The sequence below is a fragment of the Streptosporangium sp. NPDC023615 genome (genome assembly GCF_040640155.1).
Lineage (GTDB): Bacteria > Actinomycetota > Actinomycetes > Streptosporangiales > Streptosporangiaceae > Streptosporangium.
In genome coordinates this window covers 21,771-34,492 of the sequence record NZ_JBFABE010000018.1, presented here as the reverse complement: position 1 = coordinate 34,492, position 12,722 = coordinate 21,771, and the positions used below count along the sequence as shown (strand labels likewise).

General features: G+C 72.5%; 11 protein-coding genes. 2 read left to right on the top strand and 9 right to left on the bottom strand.

Translation table 11 applies throughout. The annotated features are described in order from the left end of the window. Positions 1 to 6: 6 nt before the first annotated feature. The 4 genes from AB0G16_RS15825 to AB0G16_RS15810 all read right to left on the bottom strand — a co-directional run bounded on the left by AB0G16_RS15825 (position 7) and on the right by AB0G16_RS15810 (position 3,703). Positions 7 to 1,569, bottom strand: coding sequence for an amino acid adenylation domain-containing protein (locus AB0G16_RS15825; protein WP_362804899.1), 1,563 nt, complete (start codon positions 1,567 to 1,569; stop codon positions 7 to 9). A 537-nt stretch (positions 1,570 to 2,106) separates the two neighbouring features. Then, positions 2,107 to 2,379 (bottom strand): DUF6510 family protein, encoded by a 273-nt coding sequence (locus tag AB0G16_RS15820; protein WP_362804896.1) that lies wholly within the window; start codon positions 2,377 to 2,379, stop codon positions 2,107 to 2,109. Next, positions 2,376 to 3,134, bottom strand: a complete 759-nt coding sequence (locus AB0G16_RS15815) for a ferredoxin reductase (RefSeq protein WP_362804893.1) — start codon at positions 3,132 to 3,134, stop codon at positions 2,376 to 2,378. The genes AB0G16_RS15820 and AB0G16_RS15815 overlap by 4 nt, the downstream gene beginning before the upstream one ends. Further along, positions 3,104 to 3,703, bottom strand: a complete 600-nt coding sequence (locus AB0G16_RS15810) for a sulfite oxidase-like oxidoreductase (protein ID WP_362804890.1) — start codon at positions 3,701 to 3,703, stop codon at positions 3,104 to 3,106. The genes AB0G16_RS15815 and AB0G16_RS15810 overlap by 31 nt, the downstream gene beginning before the upstream one ends. A 311-nt stretch (positions 3,704 to 4,014) precedes the next feature. Between AB0G16_RS15810 and AB0G16_RS15805 the strand changes: the two genes are divergently transcribed. Beyond that, on the top strand, positions 4,015 to 4,677 hold the full coding sequence (locus AB0G16_RS15805) for a DUF4142 domain-containing protein (protein ID WP_362804887.1): 663 nt from the start codon (positions 4,015 to 4,017) through the stop codon (positions 4,675 to 4,677). An 81-nt stretch (positions 4,678 to 4,758) separates the two neighbouring features. Here AB0G16_RS15805 and AB0G16_RS15800 read toward each other — a convergent pair whose 3' ends face one another. After that, positions 4,759 to 5,235 carry a DUF6194 family protein gene (locus tag AB0G16_RS15800; protein ID WP_362804884.1) on the bottom strand — a complete coding sequence of 159 codons (477 nt, stop codon included), beginning with the start codon at positions 5,233 to 5,235 and terminating at the stop codon, positions 4,759 to 4,761. 87 nt (positions 5,236 to 5,322) lie between these two features. Here AB0G16_RS15800 and AB0G16_RS15795 point away from each other — a divergent pair, with 87 nt between their 5' ends. Continuing rightward, positions 5,323 to 6,021 (top strand): MerR family transcriptional regulator, encoded by a 699-nt coding sequence (locus tag AB0G16_RS15795; protein WP_362804881.1) that lies wholly within the window; start codon positions 5,323 to 5,325, stop codon positions 6,019 to 6,021. 100 nt (positions 6,022 to 6,121) lie between these two features. Here AB0G16_RS15795 and AB0G16_RS15790 read toward each other — a convergent pair whose 3' ends face one another. The 4 genes from AB0G16_RS15790 to AB0G16_RS15775 all read right to left on the bottom strand — a co-directional run bounded on the left by AB0G16_RS15790 (position 6,122) and on the right by AB0G16_RS15775 (position 12,718). Further along, positions 6,122 to 9,160: an endo-1,4-beta-xylanase gene (locus AB0G16_RS15790; protein WP_362804878.1), complete on the bottom strand. Its 3,039-nt coding sequence runs from the start codon at positions 9,158 to 9,160 to the stop codon at positions 6,122 to 6,124. A gap of 122 nt (positions 9,161 to 9,282) precedes the next feature. Then, entirely contained in the window at positions 9,283 to 10,836 is a 1,554-nt protein-coding gene (locus tag AB0G16_RS15785; RefSeq protein WP_362804875.1) for a cellulase family glycosylhydrolase, read from the bottom strand. Between the two features lie 77 nt (positions 10,837 to 10,913). Continuing rightward, entirely contained in the window at positions 10,914 to 11,738 is an 825-nt protein-coding gene (locus AB0G16_RS15780; protein WP_362804872.1) for a carbohydrate ABC transporter permease, read from the bottom strand. Continuing rightward, positions 11,735 to 12,718, bottom strand: coding sequence for a sugar ABC transporter permease (locus tag AB0G16_RS15775; RefSeq protein ID WP_362804869.1), 984 nt, complete (start codon positions 12,716 to 12,718; stop codon positions 11,735 to 11,737). Before AB0G16_RS15775 ends, AB0G16_RS15780 begins: the two co-directional genes overlap by 4 nt. Positions 12,719 to 12,722 lie beyond the last annotated feature (4 nt).

The window sequence follows — 12,722 nt, the reverse complement described above, 5'->3', positions numbered from 1 at the left end:
CCCCTCTCAGGTGGTGGTGGACGCGTATCGCCGGTGTGAACCCGCCCGGTCGACCTTCCCGCCGGTCGTGTGGACGAGCTCCGGCACGACGGTGACCCGGCCGGGCACGAGATGAGCCGGGAGGCGGTCGCGCAGGTGGTTCAGGACGTCCTCGGCCAGCGTCACGGCGCCGTCGGGCGAGCGCGGCACGACGTAGGCCGCGAGCGTCGTGTGGTCGCCGACGGTGACCCCCGCCACCGCCACGGCGGCCACGCGGGGGTGACCGGTGATCTGGGCCTCCACCTCGGTCGGGTTCACCCGGACGCCGCGCACCTTGAGCTCGTGGTCGAGCCTGCCCTCGTGGACGAGCAGGCCGCCGGGCCCCCGGCCGACCCGGTCACCGGTGCGGAAGTACCGCTCGGGGCCGGCGCCGAGATCGATCTCGACGAACCGTTCCGCGTCCGCGTCCGGCCTGTCCCCGTACCCCAGCGCCAGCGACGGGCCGCCGACGAGCAGCTCGCCCTCCTCGCCGAGGTGCTGCAGGACATGGGGCAGGGGGCGTCCGATCGGCACGCGTTCCCCGGCCCCCCACGGCGCCGGCCGGGGTGCCGCCAGGGGGCCGCCCAGGTCGACGGCGTGGGTGACCAGCGTGGTCTCCGTGCACCCGTAGGTGTTGACCAGGCGGATCGCGCCGGTGTCGAGCGCGCACCAGTCCGCCAGCCGGACCGGGTTGACCGCCTCCCCGCCGACGACGACCGTCCGCACGGACGCGGGGAGCGTCGCCGGCTCCTCCACCAGGTGGCGCACCAGCTCGTGCCAGAACGCCGAGGGGAGGTCCAGGACGGTGACCCGCTCGGCCTCCAGCATCCGCAGCATCCGCCGGAAGGACCCGGAGTGGGCGTGGTCGTGGAAGACCAGCGTCGCGCCCGTGGTGAGCGTGGGCAGGATCTCCTCGAAGCAGGTGTCCCAGTTCAGCGACGCGAACTGCAGCACGCGGTCCGCCGGGGTGAGGCCGAACAGGTCCCGCAGCGCGCCGACCGCGACGGTGACGGCCCGGCGCGGGGTGACCACCGGTTTCGGCTCCCCGGTGGAGCCGGAGGTGAACAGGATGTAGGCCGGATCGCCGGGATCGCCGGCGGCGAAGGGCTCCGGCCCGGTTCCGGACGTGCCCCCGGGAGCGTCCACGACCTCGGCGAGGCCGGGAAGCTCCACCGCGCGCGTCCCCGGCGGCAGGGACGTCTCCCGCCCGGTGGTGAGCACCAGGCGGCATCCGCCCGCCGCGATGGACGCCCACCGCCTCGGCTCGGGGTACGCGGGGTCGACGGGGAGGTACGTACCGCCCGCGGCCAGCGTGCCGAGCAGGCCGGCCACGGTGGCCGGCGACCGCGACGTGACCACCCCGACCACTCCGGGATCCGGGCCGAGCCGCCGGGCCGTGGCACGCACCCACGTGTCGAGTTCGGCATAGGTGAGGGATCGGCCGTTGTGCGTGATCGCCGGTCGGTCCGGATTCCGGCTGACCGTATCGGCGAATTCCGTTATCACGTCATGGTGCGGTTCGGGCACGGCCGCGCCTTCCTTGGATGCCATACCAAATGCCAGGGATGGTATACCAAGGGACGCTTTGTAACGAGATATTGAAATCGCCCTTATTTTAGCGAAGCATACTGGGGTAAGCCCGATTTCCGGTCCGCGCCGCAAACCCTAAAAACTCCCGCCGAAAAGTCCCACACCTACCCTGAGCTGCCATGACGGTATGGCCGTAAGCACGTCCGGGTACGCGCCGCCCGTAAAAGCATTGCCTCCGGACAGGGAGCGGGATACCGTCGCCGGATGATCGAACGGATCACCTCCCGGCCGTCCGGCCACCCACGATCGTCATCCCACCGCGGGCGCCGTGAATTGCGGATCGTTCACCGCGATCGAGGCCGTTGACCGAGGACCGAGAGGACCGAGAGGACCGAGAGATCCGCGAGGACCGCGAGGACCGCGTCGGCGAATCCCCGGCACGGTCGTTGTACGGCGAAGGAGAACCCGGGCGGGGCCGCGGGACGGCGCCGGCCGGCCCCCGATCCGTTCACGGTCCGGTGGAGCCGCCTTTCCGGATGTACCGCCACCGCCGGCGGGTCAGGACCGGGCGGGCAGTTCGAACTGGACGCAGGTCATGCCGCGCATGTCCAGCCAGGCCCTGCCGGAGGCGCGGACCAGCCGGAAGACGACCTCCTCGCACCCCGGGCAGCGGGCCACCAGGCCCGGGGCGTGGGTGTAGAGGTGCGCCTCGGCCAGGGCGAGGAACCGGTCGCAGGCGGAGCAGCGGCCGGTGGCCGCGGTCAGGTCGACGGCGAAGACGTCGCGCAGGGCTCCCCCCGCGGCGTTGCCGTCGATGTGGTCCTGGGTCATGATCGTCCTCCACTGGGGCCGAAGCGTTCCGTGCGGATCAGGCCGGGGTCGTGCCCGGCGGAGACGAGCAGGCCGGCGACCGTCTCGACGAAGCCGGTGGGCCCGCAGACGAAGACGGCGGGCTCCCGCTCCGGCGGCCAGACGGCCCGCGCGAGCAGGTCCGCGCCGACGCGCGCCGGAGGGCGTCCCCACCCCTCGGGCACCCGGCGCGTGTAGGCGTAGGTGACCTCCGGGCCCAGGGCGCCGGCGGCCAGGCGGTCCAGCTCGGCGCGGTAGAGGGCGGCCTCGGGCTCGCGCGCGGAGTACAGCAGCCGGAACGGCGCTTCGGCACCGGCGGCGGCGCGGGCGCGGATCATCGCCATCAGCGGGACCACGCCGGAGCCGCCCGCGACGAGCTGCACCGGTTCCGGCGTCTCGGGGCGCCAGACGAACCAGCCGCCGATCGGGCCGCGCACCTCCAGCGGGTCGCCCGGCGCCAGGACGCGCGCGAGGTAGGGGGAGACCTCGCCGTCGGGCAGCACCTCGACGGTGAGCTCCACCCGGTCCCCGTCCGGGGCCGAGGCGATGGAGTACGAGCGCTGGGTGGAGTAGCCGTCGGGGGCGGTGAGCCGCACGTCGAGGTGCTGGCCGGCCAGGTGGCCCGGCCAGCCCGGCAGGTCCAGGACGAGCGTGCGCGCGTCCGGGGTCTCGTCGCGCACGGCGGCGACCGTGGCGACCCGCCAGGTCAGTCGCCCCAGTACCGTTGCTCGCGCCATGGGTCTCCGTAGTTGTGGTAGCCGACGCCCTCCCAGAACCCGGGCCGGTCCTCGTCCAGGAGCCGGATGCCGCGCACCCACTTGGCGCTCTTCCACAGGTAGAGGTGCGGCACGAGCAGCCGGGCGGGCCCGCCGTGCTCGGGGTCGAGGGGTTCGCCGTCGTGGCGGATCGCGATCCAGGCCCGCCCGTCGAGGAGGTCCTCCAGCGGGAGGTTGGTGGTGTAACCGCCGTAGGAGTGCGCCAGGGCGTACTCCGCGGACGTCTCCACCTCGGCCAGCAGGGTGTCCAGCGACACCCCCTCCCAGGCGGTGGCGAGCTTGGACCACTTGGTGACGCAGTGCAGGTCGACCGTGAACCGCTCCACGGGCAGCGCGGTGAGCTCCGCCCAGTCCCAGCGGGTCGTCTCACCGGTCTCGTTGACGATCTCGAAGGCCCACTCGTCGGTGGAGACCTGCGGGGTGGGCCCGGCGGAGAGGACCGGGAAGTCCTCGGTGAGGTACTGCCCCGGCGGCAGATCCGGGTTGGCGGCGCGGCGGCGGCCGAAGAACCCGGGCGAGACGACACCCATGACGCCCACCTCCCTGTACGTGACGGGATCCTGCCGGTCCGGGCGGTCCCGCCGCCGCCCGGCGGCCGTGACGGTCCCGGACCGGTCGCGACGTGAACGGTCACGACAGGTAAATCTCATCACACCCGGCCGGATGACCAGTGACCGGGCGTATCCAAAAGAGCTCTCCTTCCCGAGGGACGACCGCCGACCGGCGAAGCACATGAGTCTTTTTGTCAGGGTTTACCGCTCTAGGAGCTATATCTCCCTCAATAAGCGCATATGTGAGAGGAGTGATGTTTCCGATCGTGGACCGATCGACGGAGGATCCGATGCTTCGAAAGCTGATCATTCTGCTGGCCGCCGTCCTGGCCGTGGCGGGCGGCACCGCCTTCACGTCCTCACCGCCCCCGCCACCACCACCGCCGCCACCGGCCGACTCCCCCGCGCCCCCGCCGCCTCCGCCGCCCCCGGTGGGCTCCCCCGCGCCCCCGCCGCCCCCGGCGGGCTCGCCGCAGGCCGCCAACCGGCAGGACCGGGACTTCCTCGTCAAGGCGCACCAGTCCAACCTGTCCGAGATCGAGGCGGGCAAGGCGGCCCAGCAGAAGACCGCCGACGCGCCGGGGCGGCCGAACGCCGCCACCGTCCGCGAGCTCGGGGAGATCTTCATCGCCGACCACACGAAGCTCGACGCGACGGTACGGCAGGTGGCCGGCCGGCTCGGTGTCGAGCTCCCGCCCGCTCCCGCTCCGGCGCAGCGTGAGCAGCTCGACAAGGTCGCGGCGCTGAACGGCGCCGAGTTCGACAAGGCCTGGATCACCGCCGAGCTCGCCGGTCACCGGGCGACCCTCGCCGCCGTGGACAAGGAGATCGAGAGCGGCGCCTCGCCCGAGGTCAAGCAGATCGCCGTCACCGCCAAGCCGGTCGTGCAGAAGCACATCGACATGCTGCTCCAGGCCGAGGAGAGCCCGGCCCCCGGCCCGTCGGAGAGCTGAGCGGGGTCACCGGGCGACGGACGGATCCCCGGCCCGGCGCCTTCGGGGCGAGGCCGGGCCGGGGAACGGCACGGCCGAGGATCACGCCGATCCCGGCCCGGCGCGCCGCCCGTGCCGCGAGCGGGCCAGGTCGTGGGCCGTGCGGAGCAGTTCCCGGACCGCCGGTTCCGTCCGCGGCCCCGGGTTCACCACGGCCAGCCAGCCCTGGGCGCCGTAGACGGGGTGGGCGATCACGGTGTCCGTCACGCTCGGGTCGGTCCCCTCCGGCTCCGGGTCGCGCGGCCGGCGGCCCGTCCACTCGGCGAACGCGTCCTTCCCGGCGGAGACGTTGACGCGGAAGGCGCCGGGGCGGTCCAGCCGTGAGCGCCCGTCGCCCGGGTAGTCCTTCGTCACGATCGTCGCGAAGGGCTGGGTCCTCTCCGGGATCGCGCCGTCGGGCGCGTGGTAGAAGAACACGTCGCCCCAGCTGATCTCGGGTGAACCGTCACCGGGCGCCGGCCTGAGGGTGAGAACCCCCTCGAGGCCGCTGAGGAACTCGATGATCTCGTCGATGCTCATGTGTTGTAGCGTTTCATTCATGTCCATGTGGAGACTTCGCCCCGACGGCCCCGAGCTCGGCCGGGGAGAAGTCGCAAGTCGCCCGTCATGAGGACGGTGGACGTGGCGCGGCGTGCCGGGTGCTCGGTCCAGCACGTGCGCGATCTGGAGCACGACGGCGTGCTGCCCCCGGCGGCGCGCACCGCCACGGGATACCGCGTCTACGACGAGACGCACGTGCGGTCGGCGCTGGCCTACCGGGCCCTCGCGGCCGGTGCCGGGCCGGTCGAGGCCAGGCGGATCATGCGCGCGGTCCACACGCGCCCCCTGCCAGAGCTGCTCGCCCTGCTGGACGCGGCGCACGCCCGGCTCGACACGGAGCGGCGGGACGTCGGGCTGGCCAGGCGGGCCGCCGCGACGATCGCCGAGGAGCCGATCGCCGACGTACGCCCGTCGGACGCCATGGGCGTCTCCGAGCTCGCCGCCGCGCTGGGGGTGCGGCCCTCGACGTTGCGGCACTGGGACGCCGAGGGTCTCGTCGTGCCCCGCCGGACCTCCCCGGGAGGGCCGCGCCGGTACCTCCCGGACGACGTCCGCGACGCGCGGATCGTCCACCAGCTCCGCAGGGCCGGTCACCGCGTCGCCCCGCTGCGGGCGCTGATGCCGGAGTTGCGGGGCGCGCGCCGGTGGGACGAGGTGACGGCCGCGCTGGCCGCCCGGGACGCGAGCGTCGACGCCCGCTCCAGGGCCCTCCTCGAGGCCTCCGCCGCGCTCGCCGCGCTCGCCGCGCTGATCCCGCCGGCGTGAGCCGCCCGGCGCGGGGCCGCCCCGCCCCGCCCCGCCCCGCCCGGCGCGGGCCGGTGCCCGGCCGAAAGACCCGGGCACCGGCCCGCGCCGGAGGGTCCGGCTAGGAGGTGAGCCGGAGCACGCCCCACCTGGACGTGTCGACGTGGGCGCGCCCGGTCGGGTCGTTCCACGTCACCACGCCCGTACGGGCGGCGCCGGTGGCGTCGTTGACCTGCGCGTCGAAGCCGAGCAGGGTGCCCTTGGCCAGGGTGACGGTGGGCAGCCTGATCGCCGCCTCGACCGTGTAGCCGCCGGAGGTCCGGACGGCCGTGGCGGTCAGGTTGTCCCGGACCGAGACCGCGTCGAAGGTGCCGCCGACGGTCTTCCTGCCGGTGAAGCTCACCCGGTACTGGCCGTCGTCGTCGCCGTAGCCCCGGGTCTTGTCGTTCCCCGGGTCCACGAAGATCTCCACGGAGTCCTGCGCCCAGGCGTCGGGCGACTCCTCGCTGAGCGCCGGGTCGGTCACCCGGGCCAGGACGTACAGGACCCCGGCGTTCCACACGGCCCTGACCTTGGCGCTCGCCCCGGAGGCGCCCTGGACGCGGGTGGCGGTGACGATCTCCGGCGCCCTGTTCCAGGCGGCCTCGGCGACGCCGTCCACGACCGGTGCGCCCCGGGGCGCGGTGGTGGTCCTGACGGCCGGTACGGGGGTCAGCCTCCCGGTCCAGGAGATCTCCCCGCCGGACGCGTCGTCCACCACGACCCGCGCCTCGGCCGTCGCGCCGATCCGCGCGGGCAGCAGCGCCTCGACCCGGTAACCGGTAGCGGTCGGCTTGGCGTGCGCCCTGAAGCCGTGGGCGTGCGTGCCGCCCCGCCGGACGCGGTACGCCGTGCCGTCCACGGTGAAGGTGACGGTGTCGGCCTTGTCGGCGGTGGCGTCGACGACCTCGGCCAGCACGTACAGACCGCCCGACGGGCCCGACGGGCCGCCGGGCGCGACGCGTGCCTGCCAGCTCGCGGACAGGTCACCGGCCCGGGGGACGGGGGCGCCGGGCAGCAGGTCCCACTCGCCGTCCCGCTTGCCGTCCACCGTGACCGTGCCCGCGGGCGCGTTCAGCGCGCGGACGAGCGGCGGCAGCCGGGTGGGGTCGGCGATGCCCCAGAAGGCGGGCTTGGCCTGGAGCTCGTCGTCGAACGGCAGCGGCGGGTTCAGCCGGGTGATCGGGAAGGTCGACAGCCAGGTCGCGTCGTCGGCCACGCCCCAGACGGTCACCGACGACAGGTGCTCGGCCTGGCGCCGGAAGACGTCGAAGATCTCCCGGTACCGGTGCCCCTGCAGGGCGAGGACCTCGGCCGGGACCGTGTCGTAGGAGCTCACGAAGTCGGTGTAGACGCTCACGTCCAGCTCGGTGACCTGCTGCTCGACGCCCAGGCGGGCGAACGTCTCGATCGTGTCCTCGATGTACGAGGCGGGCGGGTGCTCGATGTTGACGTGCAACTGGTGGCCGACCGCGTCGATCGGGACGCCCTCGGCGCGCAGCTTCGCGACCAGGTCGTACAGCGCCCGCCGCTTGCGGGGGAACTCGGTGTTGTAGTCGTTGATGACGAGCGTCGCGTCCGGGTCGACCTCGCGGGCCACGCGGAAGGCGGTCCGGATGTAGTCCAGGCCGGCGATCTCGAACCACGGGGAGCGGCGCAGCCCGTCGGGGCGGTTCTCGTCGACGACCTCGTTGACCACGTCCCAGGTGCCGACCCGGCCCTTGTAGCGGCCCATCACGGCGCGGATGTGGTTCTCCATGCGCCGGAGCAGGATCTCCTTGGTGGCGCCCTCGAAGACCCAGGCGGGCGTCTGGCTGTGCCAGACCAGGGTGTGGCCGCGCACCCGCAGGCCGTTGGCGGTCGCCCAGTCCACCAGGTGGTCGCCGTCGCCGAAGGTGAACTCCCCCTCGGCCGGTTCGGTGGCGTCCCACTTGAGGCTGTTGCCCGGGGTGACGCTCCCGTAGTGCTTGGTGATCAGTTTGGCGTGCTCGCCCAGGGTGGCGGCCCGTTCGAAGGCCGCGCCGATCGTGAACGGCACCGTGTCCTTGAGCGAGGGGATGTCGGTCTGCACCGGCTTGGGCTCGATGTAGGCCAGGCGGAAGTCGTCGACGGCGAAGGGCGCCGTGCCCTCGGCCGACTCGACGTAGACGCTCAGGAGGTCCACGTCGTGGGCCAGCAGGTAGGTGCCGGTGAGCCTGGTCCACTCGCCGGCGGCCAGGGCGCGGGGCCCGGCGACCCGGTCGTAGGACGGGGTGTCGCCCGTCCGGCGTTCGACCGCCAGGCTCACGCTCTGGGCGGTGGCGCTGCGCACCCAGATCGACAGGTCGTACTTCGACCCCTTGGCCATCTTGCCGAGGACCGTGCGGGACGGGCCGTCCCAGGCCGCCTGCCGGTCGGTGACGGCCAGGCCGTGAGCGCCCCCGTGCGCGGCGCCGGCCTCGGCGGTCAGGACGGCGCCGCCGCGCGAGGTCCAGCCCTCGGCGGTGGCGGTCTCGAAGTCGCTGGTCAGACCGGACCTGGCCGGGTCGGTGTCGGCGGTGACGACGATGTCGTCGAGGTGGAACGCGGCGGTCGCCTCCGAGCTCTCCGCGTACAGCGACAGCGCGGAGTCGGCGCTGTAGGTGTAGGTGCCGGTCAGGCGGACCCAGGCGGAGTCGGTGACGGTGGCCGCCGCGACCCGCTCGTAGACGGCCTCGCCCCCGGCGGGGGTGCGCTGCACGGTGAGCGCGAGGGTCGAGGGTTCCTGGCCGGCCGCGGCGCGCGCCCAGGCGGACACCTCGTAGGTGACGCCCTTCTCGAACGGCGGGGTGACGGCCGCTCCGTGCCAGGTCTCGGTGCGGCCGGTGGTGAGCAGGGAGCGGGTGCCGCCGTGCGCGGCGTCGGAGGTGGCGGTGACCGAGACCTCGGAGCCTCGCGGCTCCCAGCCCTGGGTCCCGGACTCGAAGTCGTAGGTGGCGATCGCGGCGGCGGACGTGTGCGTGGCGGACGTGTGCGCGCCCGCGCACGCGGCGGACGCGTGGGCGGCCGGGGCGGCGGGCAGGCCCGCCACCGTTCCGGCGAGCAGGGACAGGACGAGGGGGAGCAGGGCCAGGGCCGTTTTTCGCGGCCGGGGGCGGCGCATCTTTCCAGGGCTCCTCGGTCAGGTAGGAGTGGAAACGAATCGGGTGGGGGGTGTATTGGCTTTCCCGGAATACCACGCCTTTCCGGATTTTTCCGGATATCTACCTAGGAGCCGTCAGGGTGTCAGGCCCCGAGGGAGTTCTGCCCGAGCCGCTCCTTCCCGCGCGGGTCCCCGGCGTGCGACTCCTCCCCGTACCGGCCCTCCCCGAGCGGGTCCCCGCCGCGTGAGTCCCCGCCGCGTGAGTCCCCGCCGAGGAGATCCCCTCCGAGCGGATCCCCGGCGCGCAGGTGCTCGGCGCTCGGGTTCCCGGCGCCCAGGTTCTCGGCGAGCAGGTCCAGCAGCGGCTGCCGCCGGCTGCACCGGGCGAGCGCGAACGAGTCGGCCAGGGCGATCAGGTCCTCGTCGGAGCTGCCGCGCAGCAGCCCGGCGTACTCGGGGAGCAGCGCCTGCGCGATGAGGATGTGCCGGATCAGGTCGTCGACCTGGTACCGGGCGCCCCAGGGGTAGGGGTCCCAGGAGGGGAACTCGGTCTCCATCAGCCGGTGCAGCGGCGCCAGCTCGCTGGCCGCCTCCTCCATCGTCGACCCCCACCGGTCCGCGCCCAGCCGCTGCTTCTTGGCGATGAAGTCGCCGAACCGGCCCATGTACGGCTCGCCCGCGCAGACCAGCCCCTGCAGGCCGACGTCCTTGTAGGTCCACAGCGACCAGCCGGCGTCGTAGGAGTCGAAGATCTCAAGCTGGTCGCGGAGGATCTGGTAGCGCTGCCGGTCGATGTCGGGGTCCCCGGTGTAGACCGGGCCGAACTCGCCGACCCAGATGGGGGTGCCGGTCTGGCGCTGGAAGACGGTCCGGCGCTCGAAGGAGCGCTCCAGCTGCTCCCGGTCCACCCACTCCCCCCGGGTGTGCCCGGGATAGGGGCCGCCGTGCGCGAACCCGGCCAGCGCGTAGTCGTGGCAGACGAAGACGGTGTTCTCGTACACCTCGCGGAAGATCGAGAAGTCGGTGGAGTAGGTGTTGCCGTCCAGGAACAGCACGTGGCCCGGGTCGACGGCGCGCACGGCCTTGACCAGGCGGTCGTAGAAGGGGCCGACGACCTGCCCGCTCGGGTCGCCGGGCTCGTTGACCGGGTTGTAGCCGGCCACCCAGGGGTTGCCGCGGTAGCGGTCGGCCATGACCTCCCACAGGTGGACGGCGCGGTCCTGGAAGTGGCGGTGCTGCCAGAACGCCGCGATGTGGGTGGGGTTGTCGGAGTGCCAGTGCTGGTTCTGCGCGCCGGGCAGGGCATGCAGGTCGATGACGCTGTGGATGCCGTGCTCGCCGAGCAGGCCGATCACCCGGTCCAGGTGACGGAAGCCGTGCTCGTCGATCTCGAAGGGGCGGTCGTCGGACTCCAGGTGGCGGTAGTTGACCGGGACGCGGACGCAGTTGACGCCGAGCCCGGCCAGCAGCGCGGCGTCGTCCGGGCCGAAGAAGGAGGTGAGCAGGCGGTCGAAGAACAGCTCCGCGCGCTCCTCGCCCAGCGCGTCCCTGACGGCCGCGCGCATCGACGACTCGTTGGCCGGGTAGCCGGTGATGAAGTTCTCCATGTTCAGCCAGCCCCCGAGGCCCACTCCGCGCAGCCGTACCGGGGTGCCGGCCGCGTCGACGAGACGGGATCCGGCAACGCTCAGGGTCATTGTTTCTCACTTCCTACACGACGAACCACGATGAATCACTACGAACGACGACGAACGGGGGTGAACGGGGATGGGGATCAGCCCTTGGTGGCGCCCGCGGTGAGACCGCTGATCAGCTGGCGCTCGGCGACGGCGTAGAAGGCCAGGGCCGGGACCATGGAGACGATGACGTAGGCCAGGATCCTGGCGGTGTCGGCCATGTACTCGCCCTGGAACTGCTGGACGCCCAGGGGCAGCGTCCACAGGTTCGGGTCGTTGAGGACCACGAGCGGGAGAAAGAAGTTGTTCCAGCTCGCCACGATCGCCAGGACCGAGACCGTGGCCAGGGCGGGGCGGGCTATCGGCAGCAGCACCCGCCAGAAGAAGCCGAAGGGGCTGCAGCCGTCGATGATGGCCGCCTCCTCGATCTCCTTCGGGATGGACCGGAAGAACGTCCGCAGGATGATGACGGTCAGCGGCAGGCCGAACGCGGCCTGCGGCAGGATCACCCCCAGCGGGTTGTCCAGCAGTCCGAAGGTGCGCAGCAGGACGAACAGCGGCAGGATCGCCACCGCGAACGGGAACATCAGCCCGATGGCGAACAGCGTGAACAGGAACTCGCGGCCCCGGAAGGCGAAGCGCGCGAAGGCGAAGGCGGCCATCGCCGACAGGCCCACGACCAGCGCGGTCGTGACGACCGCGATGAACAGGCTGTTGAGGAACTGGCGCCAGAACGTGCCGGAGGCGATCACGTCGGTGTAGTTGCCGGTCACCCACGGCGACGGCAGGCCCAGCGGGTTGCCCGAGAGCTGGTCGGAGGTCTTGAACCCGCCGAGCAGGCCGTACAGGAAGGGGATGACGATGAAGACGGCGGCGATCCAGATGAGCGCGTGGATCGGGAACGTGCGGAGCCGGGCGATCATCGGCGGTCTCCCATGGTGGTGCTGGCCCCCTCCAGGTCCCGGCGCAGGACGAACCGCTGGTAGCCGAGGGCGAAGACGAGGCTGATCAGGAACATGACGACGCTGATCGCGCTGGAGTAGCCGATCTGGGACCGCTTGAAGCCGTACTCGAACATGCTGACGGCCATGGTCTCGGAGGCGTGCGAGGGACCGCCCCCGGTGAGGATCCACACCAGGTCGAAGAGCTGGATGGTGCCGATGATGGACAGGAACACGCTGACCCGGATGGTGGGGCCGAGCAGCGGCAGCGTGACGTGGCGGAACACGTTCCAGCTTCCGGCGCCGTCGATCCTGGCCGCCTCGCTCAGCTCCTTGGGGATGCTCTGCAGGCCCGCGAGGTAGAGGATCATGTGGAAGCCGAAGTACTTCCAGGTGATCACCAGGAAGAGCGAGAACATCACGGTGTCCGGCTCGGACAGCCACGTCCAGGGCTCCAGGCCCCAGGAGACGAGTATCCGGTTGGCCAGGCCCGCCTCGGGCGAGAGGATCAGCGAGAACAGCACGCCGATGATCGCCTCGGAGAGCATGTACGGCGCGAAGAACAGCAGCCGGTAGAAGGCCCGCCCGCGGATCCGCTGGTTCAGCATCACCGCCAGGCCCAGCGAGAGCGGGAGCTGGACCGCCAGGCCCAGCACGATCAGGATGCCGCCGTTGCGCAGGTCGCCGATGAAGATGTCGCTGGCGAACAGCCGGGTGAAGTTGTCCAGGCCGATGAAGTTGCTCGGCGGCCCGATGCCGTTCCACTTGTAGAGGCTGGTGTAGCCGGCCACCACGATGGGGGCCAGCACCAGCAGGGTGAACAGGACCAGCGCGGGGAGCACGAACAGGATCGCGGTGACCCAGCCGCGCCCCCGGCGGGACCCGCCCCCGCGCCGTGGCGCGGGGGCGGGTCCCTGGGGGGGAGGGGCCGGACGCGCGTCCGGCCCTGTCAGCGTCTTCATCCGG